Genomic DNA, 18,814 nt, shown 5'->3' with positions numbered 1-18,814 from the left:
AATCTACAAAAATGATGGTTATTAGTGATATCCTAAAAAAACGGCAGCAACAATGGCAATGGCACCGATGAGGAGTACTAACAGCGTGGGTTTTATGGCAAATTTGAACCATGTATTATAGGGTATTTTTGCTATTGCGATTACGGCCATCAGTGCTCCATTGGTAGGAACGATCATATCGCCCATTATAGCGCCATATTGAAAGGCCAAAACACATATCTGTCTGGAAAGCCCGACTAAGTCCGATAGCGGGACCAAAATGGGCAAGGTCAAAATGGCCTGCCCAGAATAGCTGGGCACTGGAAAATGCAAAAGGACATGTGAAATCATCATTAGTACTCCCGAGACAGCGGGAGAGAAACCCTGCAAGGGACCAAATAGGACTTTAACAATAGTATCCATGATCATTCCTTGCGTCAATAAAATTGAAATACTGTTGGCCAAACCAAGTATGATGCAGGCAAATACCATTTCTTTCATTCCTTCAATATAGGTTTCCCCCGTTTTGTTCCATCCCATTTTTGCAATGAGGCCGGAGAGGATGCCAAGGGCAAAAAAACAGGCGGACATCTCACTAAACCCCCAATCAAACTGAACTATGCCAATAATTACAATAGAAAACGTAAGACCCAATAACAGCAGTATTGCTTTATTACGACCACCCATAGTTTTGTTGTGGGTCGGCATTTGTATTCTTTCGATCCTATGTTTTTTGGCATAATAAAGAAGATATAAAATCCAAGCCAAGGATGCGCCTAAAAGTACGACCAGTCTAAAGGAACTGCCCGAAAGTAAGGGCAAGGCAGCTTCTTTTTGTGCCAAAAGAACCCCAAAAGGATTGGATGGGCTAAATGAACTGCCCACTACGGATGAGCCGTAACTGGCAAAAATCATGGTGAATGAATTGTATCCCAAACTTTTGCCGAACAACAAAAGTATAGGGGTCATAGCAACGACTTCTTCCTGTAGCCCAATAGTGACACCACCCGTGATGAATAGGATGGCTACGGTCAAAAGTGCCAAATCCTCCCTTCCTTTTAAGGAAGAAACCAATTTTACCAAACTATGGTTAAAGGTTTCCGTTTTTTCAATGAGGTAAAAACAGCCACCTATCAACAGGATAAGAACGATGAGTTCAGCTCTTTCGGCAATACCTTTGGGAATGGAGACCAGAAAATCAAGAAAGGAAGGGCTACTGGAGTCGATTTGCGTGTAGGAGTCGCTTACTACCCGAATCACCCCGGTTTCAGCGTCCACAATTCTCTCATAACTTCCTTGGGGAATTAAATAGGTAAATACCCAACTTAAAAGTATTACACCCAACAGAATGACAAATGCATTTGGGAATTTTCTCATTTAAGCTGGTTTTTGGTTTGGTGGTAATGGATAAAGTACTGAAAATAAGCTTTTTTGTCGAGTTTTGGCAGAAATATACGTTTTGGAACAAATTTTATTCCTCGTTCATTTTATAGAAATACTCAATCAAAAAGCAGCCACCAATGATAGAGAGAGCGACGATGACCCCCATTTTGTTGCTTTCAAATTGCTGTTTAAGCAGGACAACCATCGCAATAAGACATAAGATGAACCCGGTCAATGGGATGCCCTTCCGGCTTGCGGTATGTTTTGATAGCTTAAAGCCCACATAGTTTACCATAGCAAATACCAAAAGAAAACCAACGCTCCCCGCAGTAGAAATGCTTTCCAATTCTAAGGTGTTTGTGAGCAACAAGGTAAGACCTGCGGTAATCAATAATCCAATGGGTTGGTTCCAAAGTTGGTAGGTGAATTGATGTGGGAGCTCATCTTCCTCGGCAATTTCATAACTCACCCGACTTCCTCCATAGATTGAGGCGTTGATTGCAGAGAAGGTGGAAATCATGGCGGCAATGGTAATGATGGTGAATCCGGTCTGCCCCAGCATAGGCTTGGCAGCTTCTGCCAAAACATAGTCCTCGGCCGTTTTGATTTGATCAAAAGGCAGCGAACCTACTGTGACCACTGCAATAATGATATAGAGTAATACCACAAAAATAATTGCGATATAATAAGCTCGTGGAATATTTTTATCCGGGTTTTCAATGTCGGGGGCAGAGTTGGCAATCAATTCAAAACCTTCATAGGCCACAAATATGACCATGCCCCCAGTAAGTAGCTGCAATGGTGCTTCCCAATTTTCAGGAGACAATTGTTCCAGATTGGGGTTTCCTATTAAACCGTACAGTCCAATGCCGATGAAGGCAATAAGAATCACCAGTTTAATGATAACTGCGTAGGATTCAATCATGCCAACAACCTTAATGCTGTAATAATTGATAATGGCCGCCAATAGGATGATACCACTGGCGTAAAGGTGGAAATCCAGTTCGCCTCCCGTGATGGGGAGCAGATTTGGCGCATAAGATCCAAATGCCGATGCATAAAGCGAGAGCATAATGATATAGCTTACCCATAAAAGGTTGTTAATGCCCCCACTGAATATAGTCTTCCCAAAACCTTGGGTGATAAACTTTACCGTTCCGCCCCTGTCCGCATATTTTTTGGAAAGCTTTACATAACTATAGGATGTGATTAGGGATAAAATCCCAGCGAAGAGAAAGGCCAAGGGGGTGCCGCCTTTGGACAAATCCACAGCCAAACCCAAAACCGCAAAAATTCCACCACCCACCATGCCGCCTATTCCAATGGAAATCGCTTCGGTTAGTTTGATTTTTTGGCTCATTTTCTCTGGTTATGATCCAGTTTTATTTAAAATCTATCCCCACGTAGTATCCTTCACTTCCCCGTACATTAAAAACCGTATTGTCCTCAAAGATGAGGTACTGCCCTTTAATCCCTTTGAGCACACCTTTATAGCTTGGGGTTTTGTCCAAATTAAGGCTATTTACCTTTTCGGGATATTTTAGTACAGGAAATTCCATATGGGTTTCTTCCCTGTCGTTCAAAAAGTAATCTATGGCCTCATCGGGAATACTGGACTTGAGTTTGTTGCGCCATTCCACTAGGTCTACATCCTCAATGTCGTTTTGCAACATCTTTCTCCAGCTCGTCTTGTCGCTCACATGGTCTTTGAGTGCCACCTCGGTAATTCCGGCCAAGTATCGATTGGGAACCTCTAAAATTTCGATAGCTTCGTGCGCACCTTGGTCTATCCAGCGAGTGGGTACCTGCGATTTACGGGTCACCCCCACTTTAATGCTACTCGAGTTGGCCAAATACACAATGTGCGGCTGAAGCTGCATTTTTTTCTCGTACTCAAGGTCACGGTCTTCTTCGCCCAAGTGGGCCTTGCTCAGTTCGGGTTTCATGATCCAATCCCCGGCTCGGGGCGTTTCAAAAAAGCACGACTTGCAGAATCCTTGTCGATAGATAGGTCGGTCCTCCCCACAGTTCAAACATTGGAATTTGATGAAATCGATCTGCAGCTCCCTATCGAGCCCTTGGTTCATGTTGATAAAGTCGTTCTCAAAGACCAAAAAATATTGGATCGGGCTTCCTATTTCCGTTCGCATCTTTCGCAAGACTCCCTCGTATAGCATAGTAAAATGAATGTGTTTATCTTATTTGAAAATCTATGTTAGAAAAGCTATTTTAGCGGTTGTACCAACCTTGTTTCTTTGGTTAAAGATACCTAAAATGCCAATACCATTATTCAATTCCATTGCTTCTTGGCTATTACGGAAGCGCTACCACCAAATAGAGCTTTTTTTAAAGTATCCATTGGATGTTCAGGATGAGGTTTTGCGGCAGTTGCTGGATTTTTCCAAAGACACCATGATCGGTAAGCAGTATGGTTTCCAAGACCTCCCCAAATATGAAGAGTTCAGGAATAGGGTGCCTATTGTGACCTACGAGGATATTGCTCCGCTCATCGAACGCACGCGTAGGGGAGAGCAGAACCTGTTTTGGCCTACCTCCATTAAGTGGTTTGCGAAGAGCAGCGGTACCACCAATGCAAAGAGCAAGTTTATCCCGGTAAGTACCGAAGCGTTGGAGGACTGTCATTACAAATCCAGCAAGGATTTACTTTGCCTGTATTTGAACAACAATGAGAATTCCCAATTGTTTACCGGCAAAAGTCTACGTCTGGGCGGGAGCAAGGAACTGTACGAGGATAATGGGACTTTCTTTGGTGACCTTTCGGCAATCTTAATCGATAATATGCCGCTTTGGGCCGAATACAGCAGTACTCCCAGCAACAAGGTCTCGTTAATGACCGAATGGGAAACCAAATTGGAGGCGATCATAGAGGAAAGCATACGGGAGAACGTGACCAGTTTGGCAGGAGTGCCTTCTTGGATGTTGGTGCTTTTGAATCAAGTACTTGAAAAAACAGGGAAAAACCATCTTTTTGAAGTTTGGGAAAACTTGGAAGTATACTTTCATGGAGGGGTGAGTTTTACGCCCTACAAGAACCAATACAAAAAGTTGTTGCCCCGCAAAAGGTTCAACTTTTATGAGACTTACAATGCCTCAGAAGGGTTTTTCGGGATTCAGGACCAGAACAATTCAGATGAATTATTGTTGATGTTGGACTATGGTATTTTTTATGAATTCATCCCCATGGGCCCCACAGGCGAAGGAGACCAGGCCATTCCATTATGGGAGGTAGAGCTGGGGGTCAATTATGCCATGGTGATTACCACCAACGCCGGATTGTGGCGTTATAAAATTGGCGATACCATTCGGTTCACTTCCAAAAATCCGTATCGTATCAAAATCACGGGACGGACCAAGCACCATATCAACGTATTTGGTGAAGAACTGATCATTGAAAATGCAGAGGAAGCCTTAAAGCAGGTGTGTCTTAAAACCGAAGCGGAAATTATGGATTACACCGCAGCACCTATTTTTATGACCGATAAGGAAAAAGGTGCCCATGAATGGATCATCGAGTTCAGAAAGCCACCGGCCGACATGGGGTATTTTACCGAAATGCTGGACAATGCACTAAAGGCCCTAAACTCCGACTACGAGGCCAAACGTTACAACAACATTACCCTAAAGATGCCCACGGTGCATGTAGCAAGGGAAAACCTTTTCCATCACTGGCTTAAATCGCACAACAAACTGGGTGGGCAACACAAAATACCCAGACTTTCCAATGAGCGTGGCTGTATCGAAGAGTTGCTTCGAATGAACGTGCAATAGGTCACTCATCCAAGAAAAATGACATTCGTCCACAGTTTACGAAAACGTTTTCGTAAATTTGGCCCGTTCGTCGTGGAAAGATTTCTTTTGAACAAATAAAAGCGGATTTACTGCGTTATTTGATGAAATTCCCACCAACAAATCAATTTGTAAACACAAAACCATTAGAATCATGGCAGAAAAACTTGTTATTATTTCGGACATGTGGGGCGCTAAGAAGGGCCTCTGGATTACTTCTTATTTTGGCTACCTGCAACAGTATTACAACATTGAATTTTACGATTGCCAACAGTTGGGCAACATCGATGTGGTCATTTCTTCGGAAGAGAATGTGCACAGGGCATTTGTTGATGGGGGTATAGATACTGCCGTTAGAAATTTATTGCGCAAGGAAAAGACGCCCGCGCATTACCTGGCATTTAGTATGGGAGGAAACATTGCTTACAAAGCTGCATTGAAAGGTTTGCCTGTAAAATCCTTAACAGCTATTTCTTCTACCAGAATCAGGTTTGAGAATGAGAAGCCCAATACGGATTTGAATTTAATATTTGGAGAACGCGATGAGTTTAGGCCAGATGAAGATTGGATGGATGCTGTTGGGGCGGACATCAATGTAATCCCTAATTTTGGGCATCATCTGTATTCTGATGAAAAAATAATCTCCGACGTTTGTTTGGAGTTGTTGGAAAAAGTAACAAAAAAAGCAGTCTAGGAGACTGCTTTTAGTTTTTTCACGGTTTCGTAAGAGAGTTTTTTCTCGGCATATCCCTTGGTCACTTTGAACTCTGTTTCATCGCTGCTGGGCAGGGTGAACATGGCGTCGGTAAAGATGGCTTCGCACAGCGAGCGCAATCCTCGGGCTCCCAATTTGTATTCCACCGCTTTTTCCACAATGTAGTCCAGTGCTTGGTCCGTTATCGAAAACTCGATATCGTCCATGGCAAACAACTTTTCGTACTGTTTGATGATGGCGTTCTTGGGCTCCGTTAAAATGGCGCGCAATGTTTTGGCATCCAAAGGATTCATATGGGTCAGTACGGGCAACCTCCCTATGATTTCAGGGATAAGACCGAACTCTTTCAAGTCCTTCGGGATAATGTATTGCAGGATATTTTCTTGGTCGAGATTTTCCTCGGCTTTGGAAGCGCTGTAGCCCACGGCTTGCATGTTCAAGCGTTTGGTGATGATGCGCTCGATGCCATCAAAGGCACCCCCAGCCACGAAAAGGATATTCTCGGTATTGACTTCAATGAATTTTTGGTCCGGGTGCTTACGCCCTCCTTTTGGTGGCACATTTACCGTAGTACCTTCCAAAAGCTTCAATAAACCTTGCTGTACCCCTTCTCCGGATACATCCCGGGTAATGGAAGGGTTGTCGCTCTTTCGTGCAATCTTATCGATCTCATCAATGAAAACGATACCACGCTCCGCCTTCTCTAAATTGTAATCCGCGGCCTGCAACAGTCGGGTAAGAATACTTTCCACATCTTCACCCACGTAACCGGCCTCGGTCAAAACGGTCGCATCCACAATGGCCAAGGGAACGTTCAGCATCTTGGCGATGGTCTTGGCGATAAGGGTCTTCCCTGTACCGGTCTGTCCAACCATGATGATGTTGCTCTTTTGGATTTCGATATCCTCTTCCTTGCCCTTGGGCTGCAATAATCGCTTGTAGTGGTTGTACACCGCTACGGACATTACTTTTTTGGTTCGTTCCTGTCCAATCACAAAGGTGTCCAAGAAATCGTGTATCTCGATAGGTTTTTTTAAGACCAGTTCGGAGGAGAGATCTTGGTTTTTGGATTGTTTGGACTCTTCGGCTACAATGCTATGGGCCTGTTCTATGCATCTATCGCAAATATGCGCATCAAGGCCGGCAATCAATAAATTGGTTTCCGGCTTTTTTCTACCACAAAAAGAACATTCCAAGTTTTCTTTTGCCATATATTCTAATCTTCAACCAACAATAACGCAAAAAAAATGGATTTGTTCTGCCTTAAGTGGTTGTTTTTTAATCAATTGGTTTTACTTATGACTTTTCCCTGACCAATATTTCGTCGATCATGCCATATTCCTTGGCCTCTGGTGCCTTCATCCAGTAATCACGGTCACTGTCTTCGTACACTTTGTCAAACGACTGTCCTGAGTGCTTGGAAATGATCTCGTAAAGCTCATTTTTGATTTTAAGCACCTCTTGTGCCGCAATTTCAATATCGCTTGCCTGGCCTTGGGCCCCGGAAAGTGGCTGATGGATCATGACCCTGGAATGGGGCAGTCCGCTTCGCTTTCCTTCCTGTCCTGCACATAAAAGCACAGCGGCCATCGAGGCGGCAATACCTGTACAAATGGTGGCGACGTCGGGTTTGATGAACTGCATGGTATCGTAAATGCCCAAACCGGCATACACGCTTCCACCTGGGGAGTTGATGTAGATTTGAATGTCCTTGGAGGCATCGGCGCTTTCCAAGAAAAGCAACTGCGCCTGGACAATATTAGCCACCTGATCGTTGATTCCTGTGCCCATAAAAATGATGCGGTCCATCATCAATCTGGAGAAAACGTCCATTGCCACGGCGTTCAACTGTCGCTCTTCAATGATGTTGGGCGTCATGTTCATGGGATACATGGTGCTCAAGAGCTTATCATAGTACATGCTGTTGATACCATGATGTTGGGTAGCGTATTTTTTGAATTCTTTTCCGTAATCCATAGGATTTGATTCGATTTATCTTAAAAAAAAGGTGCCGAAAAACTGGCTTTCCGGCACCGTAAAGATACTTAATTTTCTTTTAGCGAAGCCTTAGCTGTATGCTTCCTTGATGAAGTCGTCATAAGAGACTTCCTTCACCTTTAGGTTGGCCTTTTCCTTATAAAGGTCCAAAAGCTTTTGGCTCATCAACTGCTCCGAAAGACGTTTTACCTCGTCTTGGTTGCTCATGACCCTTGCTGCCACGCTCTCCAATTCCTCTTCTTTCGGGTCCATGTGGCCGTATTGTGCCATTTGGGATTTGATGAATCCTTTGGCAAATTCCTTCAATTCGTCAAACTGTACCTGAAGCTCGTTTTCTTGAATGATTTTTCCTTCGATCAATTGGTAACGAAGTCCTTGTTCGGATTTTTCAAACTCCTCTTTGGCCTCGTCCTCTGTCAATGGGTTTTCGCCACTGATCTGGATCCATTTCTTCAAAAATTCTGCGGGAAGGTCAAACTTGGTTTCCTCGATGAGTTTTTCCGTAATGTCGTTCAACAATTTTTGATCGGACTGCTGCTCAAATTGTTTTTCGGAATCCTCTTTGATCTTGTCCTTCAATTCTTTTTCTGAGGTTACCTTGCCTTCACCGAACAATTTATCAAAAAGTTCTTGGTTCAAGGCTGCTGGTTCCCTCTCGTTGATTTCTTCGATGGTAAAGCTAACATCCACTTTTAGGCCATCTGCCTTGTCACGGGCAATGCCCAATGCGCTGGATAATAGGTAGTCTTCCTTAAAAAGTCCTTTTGTGGAAAGTGTTATAGTATCTCCTACTTTTTTACCGGTGAGGGCATCAATGGCTTTTTTGCTTTTGATTTTGCCCATTTCGATAGTGGTCTTGTGGTCAATTTCCGCTTCCTCATTGGCAAAGAAGCCGGTGATTTCATCGTTTTTGCCCACCTCTGTTTTGGAGATCAACTTACCGTATTGCTTTTGGATGCGCTCTACTTGCTCCTCGATCATTTTTTTGTCGGCTACGATCTTGTATTGGACCACTGGTTTTTTGGTCTTAAGATTGACCTCGAAACTGGGTGCCAACCCCAATTCGAATTCAAAATCCAAATTGTCCTTGTCCCAATCAAAATTATCCTGTTGCTTGGGCAGGGGATTGCCCAAAACATCCAATTTTTCCTCTGTGAGATATTTGTTCAGATTGTCTTGTAGCAATTTGTTCACTTCGTCCACCAAAACAGCTTTGCCGTATTGCTTTTTGATGAGACCCATGGGAACCTGTCCTTTTCTGAAGCCAGGTATGTTGGCCTGTTTTCTATAATCCTTTAGGATTTTTTCTACTTTGTCCTGATAGTCTTCTTTGCTTATGGCAACCTTTACTACTGCATTAAGATCGTCAATCTGCTCTTTGGTTATATTCATTTCCTACCTATTTGCTTTCTAAAAATGGGATGCAAAAGTAACTCTTTTTTGTGTTGCTGCCAAGTTTTTAAACCACTGACTTTCAAACTGTACGAATTCTATTGGTCTTCTTTTAAAATCGAATGCAAAATTGCCTGCAAAACGGCTAGCAAAAGGCTAAAGATGACCGCCCACCAGAAGCTCACTACCTGAAAGCCATCGATAAGATTGGCCGTTAGCAAAATGATAATGGCGTTGATAACCAAAAGAAAGAGCCCTAGGGTAAGTATGGTGATGGGCAAGGTGAGGATGACCAATATGGGCTTTACCAAAAAATTGAGGAGGCTGAGCACCACGGCAACAATAATGGCGGTGAACATGGAATCCACTCCGACCCCGGGCAATACATAACTGAGTATGACTACGGCCAAGGCGTTTAACAAAAGGCGTAAAATGAGTTTCATAGGTTTGTTTTAGGTTGTTGCAATAAAAAAGGCACCGTGCTTTACGGTGCCTTTAAGATAAAGAAAATTATGTTTGTTTAGTCAATATAAAGTCCAGTGTAGTCCAATGGATTAACACCGGGCAAGTTCGAATTGTACTTGGTATTGATCGCTTCAATAAACGCATTGGCGATAATGGCATACCCGCGTGGTGCAGGGTGTACGCCGTCCAATGAGAATCCTCCTCCCGTTGCAAAAGTGGCATCCACTACGCTTCCATCCGCTTGTTGGAAGCCGTCGGTTTTAAGTTGGTTTAAAAGTGCATTGGCATCCACAAAGGCCAAATCGTATGCAGCGGCCAAACCGGCTATGGTCTGATTGTATGCATTTAAAGCGGTTTCTACGGTAGCTTGTTCCTCTGGCGTCAATACCCACTGGTCTGCCAAGGGTACTGCCACACCATTGATGGAGGTTGGATTGTTGGGATCGGCCAAGGTTCCGATAAAACTTCTTGAGGTAAGGACCATAAGGTCTTCTTCGGTCGCTTGTCTCATATTGATCAATGCTGGGTTGAATGCTGTCAAGTCCGTTAAATCCTCATCGATAATCACTACAGCGTTTCCTTCACCAGCGGCAAAGGTGATCGTTCTTTTTTCCAGTTCCTCTTGTGTGATCAGGTTCAATTGTTGCAATTGAGCCAAACCTGCATTGTATGCGCCATAAGCTTCCGCGCTGTTCAAAAAGGCTGCGGTTGCAGCATCTAAAGGAATGGGATTGTGTGGCACTGTGGTAAAGTATGGAATGTCGGTTACATCCGGTAAATTGGCGATGGCACCGCCTGCACCATTAGCTGTCATGGCCTGAAGCATGGCGTCCAGTGATCCTGCAAATACGTTGGGGTCGGTAATATCGTTTCGGGAATAGGTGCTTGGATCAAGGTTTCCAGCTTGGTCCACACCAGTTCCTCCGCCAGTGGCATAAATCAAAATGTCATTAGCTCCTGCCCAAAGGGTAAAAAAGGTAGCTCCTTGAGCTGCCGCATCACCGATTACAGTGGCGGTTTCAGAGGAAGAAAATCGAGCGAAGTATGGATTTGCAGTTCCCATGGCTACGCCTGATACACTACCGTATCCTGGTGCGAGCAGTTCGTAGCTTTTTGCACCTGGCACTCCCATATTATTGTATGAGCCGGATAGTTTGTTTGAAATTTCAGTGGAGCCTTGGCCTTCAACGGGCACAGGGCTTGGGCTTGCACCCAAAAAGGATAAAATCAATCTGTTTCCTGCCACTTGATTACCACCTAGCGTCATTCCTCCTAGGTTGTCGGCCATAAATGGAATTTCAAAGCTTCCACCGCCTGCCAAGGCAAAATTGGAGGCTAGCATATTGGGAAAGGATGCTGTTTGGCCGTCAATAAATAGGGCGTTGTCCGAGAATCCAGCTGTGAGGGAGTTTCCTATGGCTACGTAGTTGGAGAAATCCGCAGTTCCTGAGGTGTATTCCACTGGATCGGGACCAGCCGGTTCTGGCACTACGGTGTCCTCTTCACATGCTATCAAGAATAAGCCTAGAAATGGGAGAAAGGCATAAAACTTTTTCATATCAAAAAATCTGTTACAGTTAGTTTATGTTAATTTTTGGTAAGAACCAGAATTAACCAAATCTATATCAAATTTGTCATTCAGACAATTAAATGAATGAAAAAATTATGCATGCATAATAAAAACGGGTGGATTTTAGGAATTCAGAAAAGTAAAACTCTTTTCGTAAAACTGCTTGGGGTTTTCTGCATGCAGCCAATGCCCCGCTTTGTCTATGGTTTCAATGGTTGCTTTTGGAAAGTGCCTTTTGACCTCGGCAAAGTCGTTTGGTTGGATATATTCGGAGCGATCACCTCGCAAAAATAGGGCAGGGCCATCGTATACTGCGCTACCAGATATGTTCTCGCCGATTTCCTCCATTCGGTCTTTGAGGACTTCAAAATTGAAACGAAAACCAAGCCTATCTTTTTCCACCCAATACAGGTTTTTGAGGAGAAATTGCCGTATGCCCTTTTCCTTGATATGTTTCGATAGTTCATCATCCGCCTCCCTGCGATCGGAAATTTTGTCAAAATTCAAATGGGAGAGTCCGTTAAAGATGAAGTCGTGATGTGGTGGGTAGAATTTTGGGGCAATATCGGCTACAATCAGTTTTTTTACCCTATCCGGATGCGAAGTGGCAAGCTGCATGGCCGTTTTACCTCCCATGGAATGCCCTAGTATGTAGGCCGATGGGATGTTGTGTTGGTCCATGTAATGTACAACATCATCACTTAATACATCATAATTGAACTCGTCCGAGTGAAAGCTTTTCCCATGGTTTCGTTGGTCAATCAAATGCACCTCAAAGCCATTTTCGGAATATTGGGTGCCCAAGGTTTTCCAATTGTCGGACATGCCCAAAAAACCATGTAGAATAAGCAATGGCTGTCCCTCTCCTAGTATGTTTGAATGTAATAGTTCGCTCATGTAGTATTTTTTTGTGTTTGAACCGATGCGTGTTTGGGTAGTTCTCTTATTTCAGTCGGTGCAAATACATATTGATGACATTTTCCAAGCCCAGATAAATGGATTCGCAGATTAAGGCATGCCCAATGGAAACCTCCAACAAATGTGGAATGTGGTGCTTGAAGAACTGAATGTTGTCCAAATTGAGGTCGTGCCCCGCATTGAGTCCCAGACCTACCTTATGCGCCATCTCGGCTGCCTTTACAAAAGGTGCTATGCCATTTTCCTTGTTGCCTTTGGCAAATTCGTGGGCAAAGCTTTCGGTGTAAAGTTCTACTCGGTCCGTTCCGGTGGCTGCGGCAGCCTCCACCATTTTTTCGTCGGGGTCCACAAAAATGGAGGTCCGAATGCCATTTGATTTGAAGGTTTGGATAACATCAACCAAAAATTCTTTGTGCTTTATGGTGTCCCAACCCGCATTGGAAGTGATGGCGTCTTCGGCATCGGGCACTAAGGTGACTTGTGTGGGCTTTACCTCGAGCACCAAATCAATAAATTTGGGAATGGGATTTCCTTCAATATTGAATTCCGTAGTGACCACCTCCTTCAAATCTCGTGCATCTTGGTAGCGAATATGGCGTTCGTCCGGTCGTGGATGAACAGTGATGCCCTGAGCTCCAAACGATTCTATATCCTTGGTGGAAGTAATCAGATTGGGGACATTGCCGCCCCTTGAGTTCCTTAAAGTAGCCAGTTTATTTATGTTGACGCTCAACTTTGTCATGTAGTTCTCTTTTAGATGGTCAAAAATAAGAATTCGGCATGCCTTTTGCCATTTTAAATTAGTATTTTGCACCTAATACAACGGTTATGCAGATTCAAGACAGAATAATCAACACAGTCCCGATTTTTGAGATCGGGGAAACCTTAAAGGATGTCATTGCCTTTTTTGAGGAGACCACCTATTCCCATGTTGGAGTTACGGAAAACGGAATCTTTTTGGGTTTGCTGTCGGAAAACGACCTGGCCTGTTTTGAGCCCGACAAGAAGATAGACGATTTCAGGTTTGAACTGGAGCACTTTTTTGTGACCAAGGAAACCGCTTGGTTGGACGTGTTGGAAATGTTTTCACGTAATGAGGCCAATATTCTGCCTGTTTTGGATGAGGATCAATTGATTTCCGGATATTACGATTTGGAGGATGTGGTCGATGTATTTATCGACACCCCGTTTTTTAAGGAACCGGGGGCCATTTTGGTCGTTTCCATAGGAATCAAGGACTATTCTTTCAGTGAGATAGCGCAAATTGTAGAGGGCAACAATGCCCGTTTGTTAGGCGCGTTTATCACAGACTCTCAAAACGATATCGTCGAAATCACCTTAAAAGTGGGCACCCAGAGCTTGAATGAGGTGGCCCAAACCTTTAGGCGGTACAACTACACCATTGTATTCGGGAACAGCGATGATCAATTTATGGAAGATTTGAAGCAGCGTTCCGACTATCTAGAGAAATATCTTAACGTTTAGTAATGAAGGTAGCCATTTATGGACAGTCCTTTCAACCTGAGGACCAGCAGTGCGTAGAAGAGCTTTTGGATGAGCTGAAAAAGTCCAGTGCCTCCATTTATGTTGAAGAGAATTTCAACAAACTTGTGGGCAATATCCTCAAAGAGGAAGTGAAGGGGACCTTTACGCAATCCGAAGGATTGGACCCTTCGTTCGATATGTTCGTGAGTTTTGGCGGTGATGGTACCATGCTTCGGGCGGTAACCTATATAAAGGACTACGGTATTCCCATTGTAGGGGTCAATACCGGCCGCTTGGGATTTTTGTCCACCTTTAAAAAAGCCAATGTCCGCAAATTGGTGACCGAGTTTGAAGCGGGGCATTACACCATTGAGGAGCGTACTTTGGTGGAGGTGGAACTCAACACGGACCTTAATGAATTCAACGGGCTTAATTTCGCCTTGAACGAGATCACGGTAAGCCGAAAGGATACGACCTCCATGATTACGGTGGAAACTTGGTTGGACGATGAATATTTGACCTCCTATTGGTCCGATGGGCTTATCGTCTCCACGCCAACAGGCTCCACAGGGTATTCATTGAGCTGCGGTGGTCCCGTAATCGCTCCCACGGCACAGTCGTTGGTGTTGACGCCCATTGCGCCCCACAATCTCAATGCCCGTCCTTTGGTCATTTCGGACAATACCCAAATCCGGTTGAAGGTCTCGGGAAGGGAAAAGACCCATTTGGTGTCCTTGGATTCCCGAATTGCCGATATCCCCAACGGGAAGGAAATCCGAATCAAAAAAGCGGATTTCACCATAAAAATGATAGAGTATAAATCGGAAAGTTTCCTTAAAACCTTGCGGAACAAATTACTTTGGGGCGAAGATCGCCGCAATTGATGGTCCGGCAAACAATAAAAGGGGCGAAAAGCTGTTTTACAAAGGAGAACAAATTTAATTACGAATCTATTGACCTTCCTTTACTCTAAACTCTAGTAACTTTTTGGATAGTATGCGGATAGTTTTGGCTGTTTTTCTATGCTGTGTGATCAAGGTGAGTGCACAAACCTACGAAATAGGGGTATTTGCCGGAGGCGCCAACATGATAGGCGATGTGGGAAGGACCAATTATATTCTGCCCTCGGGGCCAGCTTTTGGCGGTATCTTTAAATGGAACAAAGGAAAACGCTATGCATGGCGCGCAAGTGTGCTCTACGGAGAGGTCACTGCCGACGATTCCAAATCGCACATGCCATCGCGCCAACAAAGAGGGTATAGGGTGGATAATTCCATTTTGGAGTTCTCCGCAGGATTGGAAATCAACTTTGTGGAATACAACCTCCATAAGCTCGGACCTGCCTTCACACCTTACTTGTACACCGGTATTACCTACTTCAGATACGATTTTAATTATATTGATGCCCTTCAAATGCAGGATATTAACCAAAAAGAAGGTAGTTTTGCAATTCCAATGACGGTTGGGGCTAAGTATCGTTTAAATCAATTCTTGATTCTTGGTGCCGAAATTGGGGCCAGGTATACGTTCACGGACAATTTGGACGCAAGCAACCCAGAAGGTTCCAATTTTGAGCAATTCCGATTCGGGAATATATTGAGCGACGACTGGTACGTTTTTACAGGTATAACATTGACCTATACCTTTGGACGTAAGCCCTGCCAGGATTGTTTTCAATAAGATGCACACACTAGAGGACGTAGACAAAGAAAGACTGCCGCAGCACGTGGCCATCATTATGGATGGTAATGGAAGATGGGCCAAACAAAGGGGCAAGATCCGTATGTTCGGCCATGAGAACGGCGTGGAGTCCGTTAACCAGACCGTGGAAAGTTGTGCCAAGCTCCAGATTCCTTTTTTGACCCTTTATGCTTTTTCCACCGAAAACTGGAACCGTCCCAAAACCGAAATCGATACCTTGATGAAACTCTTGGTCAACGCCCTTAAAAGGGAACTCAAGACCTTGAACAAGCATAATATTCGATTACGTGCCATAGGGAAAATAGAAACATTGCCCTCTAAGGTGCACAAAGAACTCACCGAGGTGATGCAGAAAACCGAAAACAATTCGGGGATGACGCTCACCCTCGCACTGAGCTATGGCTCACGGGAAGAGATAAAAACAGCGGTTCAAGAGATTGCGACCAAAGTTAAAAATAACATAATTTCCCCCGAAAATATTGATGAAACAGTAATAAATACACATCTTTACGCGCACTTTTTGCCTGATGTAGACCTACTTATACGCACCAGTGGCGAATGTAGGATAAGTAATTTTTTACTTTGGCAGATTGCATACGCCGAATTATATTTTATTGATGTATTTTGGCCCGATTTTAGAGAAAACCATTTGGTAGAGGCCATACTAAGTTACCAAAATAGAGAACGACGATTTGGAAAAACGAGCGAACAACTTAACTAAGGGTATCACAAACTACATACTTTCGGCCCTTTTTATCCCCTTATTCTTATTCACATTTCAGGGTATTGCCCAAGAAACCGACTTCGAGAACGGCAAGCAATACATTCTGGGGGGGCTAACGGTTACCGGACTGCAGAGCTACAACGAGCAAACGGTAAAGAGCTATACCGGTCTTCGTGTAGGGCAGCCCATCAAGGTGCCCGGCGATGAAATCAGTGCAGTGATCAAAAAGTTGTGGAACCTGGACCTCTTCAGCAATGTGGAAATGTACTATACCAAGATCGAGGACGATCGCATCTTTCTGGAACTGAACATTACTGAGCGACCCACTTTGAACAGCGTGACCGTATACGGCGTCAAAAAGCGTAAAGTAGAGGATATTATCGAAGACACTGATCTGAAAAAAGGGAAAAAAATCACCGAGAGCTTAATTGCCAACACCAAGAACTACCTTCAGAATAAATATAAAAAGCAGGGATACCTTAATGCTAAAGTGAACATCGCCACTTCTGTCGATACCTCGGGAACCAATGTGGAGAACATGGTCATCAATGTGAGCAAGGGCGATAAGGTCAAAATAAGGAAAATCAACTTTGTGGGCAACGAAAAACTGTCCAACAAACGCTTGAGAAAATCACTGAAGAACACCAAGAAGAAGAAGTTTTACCGTTTCTGGAAGAAATCCAAATACATTGCGGCGGACTTTGAGGAGGATTTGGATAACTTGGTCGATACCTATGCCGAACGTGGCTACCGGGATGCACGGGTGCTTTCGGATACCTTTGTAAAGCTGGATGACAAAAACATTGAGCTTACCATTGAAGTAGAGGAAGGTGATAAGTATTATTTCGGGGATATCGACTTTGTGGGGAACTCCGTTTATACTGATAGACAGTTGAGTCAAGTACTCGGTATCAAAAAAGGGGATACCTATAATGGTGTTTTGCTCAAGGAACGCATTGCCGACGATTCCGATCCAGATGCGGTGGATCTCACCAACCTTTACCAAAACAATGGATACTTATTTTCGACCATTAACCCGGTTGAGGTTTCTGCGGTGAATGACACCATTGATTTTGAAATACGTATCATTGAAGGTAAAGAAACATTTTTGGACCATGTGACCGTTTCTGGGAACGATAAGACCAACGACCATGTGATTTACAGGGAAATCAGGACGCGTCCCGGTCAAAAATATAGCAAATCCAATATTGTAAGGACCATTCGCGAATTGGGCCAATTGGGATTCTTTGATGCCGAGCAAATTGTACCGGACATCCAAAACCCCAACCCAAATGAAGGTACTGTGGATATCAATTATAGCTTGGTGGAAGCAGGATCTAGTCAAATCGAGCTCCAAGGAGGTTTTGGGGGCGGTGGTTTCATTGGAACTCTGGGGCTTTCCTTCAATAACTTTTCTATCAAAAATATCTTTAATAAAGAAGCCTATAAGCCGGTTCCCATGGGTGATGGTCAAACTTTCGCTTTGCGACTGCAGGCCAGTAGGACATTCCGCGTGTACAGTTTGAATTTCTCTGAACCCTGGTTGGGAGGAAAAAAACCCGTTAGGTTCAATTTCTCACTGTCACGTACACAACAATTTGCCACCCAGTTCAATCCAAATGGTAGATTCGATATTGACAAGTCCAGGGGATTTGCCATTACAGGAATCACCGCCGGTTTGGCAAAACGGGTACAATGGCCTGACGATTTCTTTACGCTATCGCACTCTGTGAGCTACCAATTGTACGATTTTAACGATTTTGCCAGTGGACTTTTCAATTTTGGTAACGGAAGTTCCAATGCCTTGACCTATACCTTCGGTTTGTCAAGAAGTTCGCAAGGGCCCAGTAGAATTTTCCCAACCTCAGGTTCCAACTTTGAATTGACGGCGAAGTTTACACCACCCTACTCATTGTTCGGCGGAAAAGATTTTGCAGCCTTAAGGGATGATGTGGACGAGGTCAATCGAAGAATCAGAGAAATTGGTGAACCAGCCAATACAGAAGAGCAATTGGAATTGAACAGGCTTCGGGACAACTTGGAGTTGTTGGAAGAAGAAAGATTTAAACTACTGGAGTACTACAAAATCAAATTTAGAGGAGATTGGTATACTTCTATTGTGGGTAAACTGGTGTTGCGCACCAATGCCGAGTTCGGTTTCTTAGGTGCCTATAACCAGGATATTGGAGATGTACCCTTCGAGCGTTTTTACGTAGGGGGAGATGGTCTCGGAAACTTTACCTTGGACGGTAGGGATGTAGTACAGTTAAGGGGTTACGATAACCAATCCCTTACCCCATATATCACCAACCCGATTACCAATCGATTGGAACAGGAAGGGGGTACCATTTACAACAAATACTCTTTGGAACTTCGCTATCCGCTAACATTGAAACCATCGGCATCCATTTACGCACTGTCATTTTTGGAAGCAGGTAACGCCTTCAACAATTTTAGCAACTATAATCCGTTTGAATTAAAAAGATCTGCCGGAGTGGGGCTACGTATTTTTATGCCGGCATTCGGACTCTTGGGGATTGATTTTGGTTATGGCTTCGATACCGATGCCCGACCAGGATCGGTTGGACCAAGCGGCTGGCAAACGCACTTCATCATCGGGCAGCAGTTTTAATACATGGAAAATGTGCTGGGCTTATTGTTAAATAGCTTATTTCTA

General features: G+C 44.0%; 17 protein-coding genes. 7 read left to right on the top strand and 10 right to left on the bottom strand.

The window, feature by feature from the left end; all coding sequences use genetic code 11:
• Positions 1 to 21: 21 nt before the first annotated feature.
• The 3 genes from GGE08_RS12910 to GGE08_RS12900 form a co-directional block, all read right to left on the bottom strand.
• Positions 22 to 1,356 (bottom strand): YfcC family protein, encoded by a 1,335-nt coding sequence (locus GGE08_RS12910; RefSeq protein ID WP_179385301.1) that lies wholly within the window; start codon positions 1,354 to 1,356, stop codon positions 22 to 24.
• Positions 1,357 to 1,450: 94 nt separating this feature from the next.
• Positions 1,451 to 2,722, bottom strand: coding sequence for an APC family permease (locus GGE08_RS12905; protein ID WP_179385300.1), 1,272 nt, complete (start codon positions 2,720 to 2,722; stop codon positions 1,451 to 1,453).
• A gap of 22 nt (positions 2,723 to 2,744) precedes the next feature.
• Positions 2,745 to 3,539 (bottom strand): DUF2797 domain-containing protein, encoded by a 795-nt coding sequence (locus GGE08_RS12900; RefSeq protein WP_179385299.1) that lies wholly within the window; start codon positions 3,537 to 3,539, stop codon positions 2,745 to 2,747.
• A 97-nt stretch (positions 3,540 to 3,636) separates the two neighbouring features.
• Between GGE08_RS12900 and GGE08_RS12895 the strand changes: the two genes are divergently transcribed.
• Positions 3,637 to 5,151, top strand: a complete 1,515-nt coding sequence (locus tag GGE08_RS12895; RefSeq protein WP_179385298.1) for a GH3 auxin-responsive promoter family protein — start codon at positions 3,637 to 3,639, stop codon at positions 5,149 to 5,151.
• A 172-nt stretch (positions 5,152 to 5,323) separates the two neighbouring features.
• Positions 5,324 to 5,863, top strand: coding sequence for a hypothetical protein (locus GGE08_RS12890; RefSeq protein WP_179385297.1), 540 nt, complete (start codon positions 5,324 to 5,326; stop codon positions 5,861 to 5,863).
• Here GGE08_RS12890 and clpX read toward each other — a convergent pair.
• The 7 genes from clpX to GGE08_RS12855 form a co-directional block, all read right to left on the bottom strand.
• A complete protein-coding gene (gene clpX, locus GGE08_RS12885; protein ID WP_179385296.1) occupies positions 5,860 to 7,095 on the bottom strand; it encodes an ATP-dependent Clp protease ATP-binding subunit ClpX in 1,236 nt (411 codons plus the stop codon). The two genes, GGE08_RS12890 and clpX, sit on opposite strands and share 4 nt — an antisense overlap.
• Positions 7,096 to 7,180: 85 nt before the next feature.
• Positions 7,181 to 7,861: an ATP-dependent Clp endopeptidase proteolytic subunit ClpP gene (clpP, locus tag GGE08_RS12880; protein ID WP_179385295.1), complete on the bottom strand. Its 681-nt coding sequence runs from the start codon at positions 7,859 to 7,861 to the stop codon at positions 7,181 to 7,183.
• 90 nt (positions 7,862 to 7,951) lie between these two features.
• On the bottom strand, positions 7,952 to 9,274 hold the full coding sequence (tig, locus tag GGE08_RS12875; protein WP_179385294.1) for a trigger factor: 1,323 nt from the start codon (positions 9,272 to 9,274) through the stop codon (positions 7,952 to 7,954).
• Positions 9,275 to 9,372: 98 nt separating this feature from the next.
• On the bottom strand, positions 9,373 to 9,717 hold the full coding sequence (locus tag GGE08_RS12870) for a phage holin family protein (protein WP_179385293.1): 345 nt from the start codon (positions 9,715 to 9,717) through the stop codon (positions 9,373 to 9,375).
• Between the two features lie 77 nt (positions 9,718 to 9,794).
• The gene (locus tag GGE08_RS12865; protein ID WP_179385292.1) at positions 9,795 to 11,297 is read right to left on the bottom strand and encodes a G-D-S-L family lipolytic protein; all 1,503 of its coding nucleotides are present in this window, start codon (positions 11,295 to 11,297) and stop codon (positions 9,795 to 9,797) included.
• Positions 11,298 to 11,432: 135 nt separating this feature from the next.
• On the bottom strand, positions 11,433 to 12,206 hold the full coding sequence (locus tag GGE08_RS12860; RefSeq protein WP_179385291.1) for an alpha/beta fold hydrolase: 774 nt from the start codon (positions 12,204 to 12,206) through the stop codon (positions 11,433 to 11,435).
• A gap of 46 nt (positions 12,207 to 12,252) precedes the next feature.
• Positions 12,253 to 12,969 (bottom strand): pyridoxine 5'-phosphate synthase, encoded by a 717-nt coding sequence (locus GGE08_RS12855; protein WP_179385290.1) that lies wholly within the window; start codon positions 12,967 to 12,969, stop codon positions 12,253 to 12,255.
• A gap of 86 nt (positions 12,970 to 13,055) precedes the next feature.
• Between GGE08_RS12855 and GGE08_RS12850 the strand changes: the two genes are divergently transcribed.
• The 5 genes from GGE08_RS12850 (at position 13,056) to bamA (ending at position 18,769) form a co-directional block, all read left to right on the top strand.
• Positions 13,056 to 13,712 carry a CBS domain-containing protein gene (locus GGE08_RS12850; RefSeq protein ID WP_179385289.1) on the top strand — a complete coding sequence of 219 codons (657 nt, stop codon included), beginning with the start codon at positions 13,056 to 13,058 and terminating at the stop codon, positions 13,710 to 13,712.
• 2 nt (positions 13,713 to 13,714) lie between these two features.
• Positions 13,715 to 14,596 carry an NAD kinase gene (locus GGE08_RS12845; protein WP_179385288.1) on the top strand — a complete coding sequence of 294 codons (882 nt, stop codon included), beginning with the start codon at positions 13,715 to 13,717 and terminating at the stop codon, positions 14,594 to 14,596.
• A 112-nt stretch (positions 14,597 to 14,708) separates the two neighbouring features.
• A complete protein-coding gene (locus GGE08_RS12840) occupies positions 14,709 to 15,392 on the top strand; it encodes a DUF6089 family protein (RefSeq protein ID WP_179385287.1) in 684 nt (227 codons plus the stop codon).
• 1 nt (position 15,393) lies between these two features.
• Positions 15,394 to 16,134: an isoprenyl transferase gene (locus tag GGE08_RS12835; protein ID WP_179385286.1), complete on the top strand. Its 741-nt coding sequence runs from the start codon at positions 15,394 to 15,396 to the stop codon at positions 16,132 to 16,134.
• Positions 16,106 to 18,769: an outer membrane protein assembly factor BamA gene (gene bamA, locus GGE08_RS12830; protein WP_179385285.1), complete on the top strand. Its 2,664-nt coding sequence runs from the start codon at positions 16,106 to 16,108 to the stop codon at positions 18,767 to 18,769. Before GGE08_RS12835 ends, bamA begins: the two co-directional genes overlap by 29 nt.
• The last annotated feature ends 45 nt before the right edge of the window (positions 18,770 to 18,814 follow it).

This window comes from Allomuricauda sp. ARW1Y1 (genome assembly GCF_013407935.1).
In the GTDB taxonomy this organism is placed as follows: domain Bacteria; phylum Bacteroidota; class Bacteroidia; order Flavobacteriales; family Flavobacteriaceae; genus Flagellimonas.
The sequence above is the reverse complement of the archived record's forward strand: the minus strand, read 5'-3'. Positions and strand labels throughout refer to the sequence as shown.

Excerpts from the sequence above, each read along its gene's own strand:
- GGE08_RS12905 (WP_179385300.1), bottom strand. The coding sequence starts at position 2,722 with ATGAGCCAAAAAATCAAACTAACCGAAGCGATTTCCATTGGAATAGGC.
- GGE08_RS12835 (WP_179385286.1), top strand. The coding sequence starts at position 15,394 with ATGCACACACTAGAGGACGTAGACAAAGAAAGACTGCCGCAGCACGTG.
- GGE08_RS12845 (WP_179385288.1), top strand. The coding sequence starts at position 13,715 with ATGAAGGTAGCCATTTATGGACAGTCCTTTCAACCTGAGGACCAGCAG.
- GGE08_RS12910 (WP_179385301.1), bottom strand. The coding sequence starts at position 1,356 with ATGAGAAAATTCCCAAATGCATTTGTCATTCTGTTGGGTGTAATACTT.
- GGE08_RS12850 (WP_179385289.1), top strand. The coding sequence starts at position 13,056 with ATGCAGATTCAAGACAGAATAATCAACACAGTCCCGATTTTTGAGATC.
- GGE08_RS12900 (WP_179385299.1), bottom strand. The coding sequence starts at position 3,539 with ATGCTATACGAGGGAGTCTTGCGAAAGATGCGAACGGAAATAGGAAGC.
- GGE08_RS12860 (WP_179385291.1), bottom strand. The coding sequence starts at position 12,206 with ATGAGCGAACTATTACATTCAAACATACTAGGAGAGGGACAGCCATTG.
- GGE08_RS12895 (WP_179385298.1), top strand. The coding sequence starts at position 3,637 with ATGCCAATACCATTATTCAATTCCATTGCTTCTTGGCTATTACGGAAG.
- GGE08_RS12865 (WP_179385292.1), bottom strand. The coding sequence starts at position 11,297 with ATGAAAAAGTTTTATGCCTTTCTCCCATTTCTAGGCTTATTCTTGATA.
- GGE08_RS12870 (WP_179385293.1), bottom strand. The coding sequence starts at position 9,717 with ATGAAACTCATTTTACGCCTTTTGTTAAACGCCTTGGCCGTAGTCATA.
- tig (WP_179385294.1), bottom strand. The coding sequence starts at position 9,274 with ATGAATATAACCAAAGAGCAGATTGACGATCTTAATGCAGTAGTAAAG.
- GGE08_RS12890 (WP_179385297.1), top strand. The coding sequence starts at position 5,324 with ATGGCAGAAAAACTTGTTATTATTTCGGACATGTGGGGCGCTAAGAAG.
- clpX (WP_179385296.1), bottom strand. The coding sequence starts at position 7,095 with ATGGCAAAAGAAAACTTGGAATGTTCTTTTTGTGGTAGAAAAAAGCCG.
- GGE08_RS12840 (WP_179385287.1), top strand. The coding sequence starts at position 14,709 with ATGCGGATAGTTTTGGCTGTTTTTCTATGCTGTGTGATCAAGGTGAGT.
- GGE08_RS12855 (WP_179385290.1), bottom strand. The coding sequence starts at position 12,969 with ATGACAAAGTTGAGCGTCAACATAAATAAACTGGCTACTTTAAGGAAC.
- clpP (WP_179385295.1), bottom strand. The coding sequence starts at position 7,861 with ATGGATTACGGAAAAGAATTCAAAAAATACGCTACCCAACATCATGGT.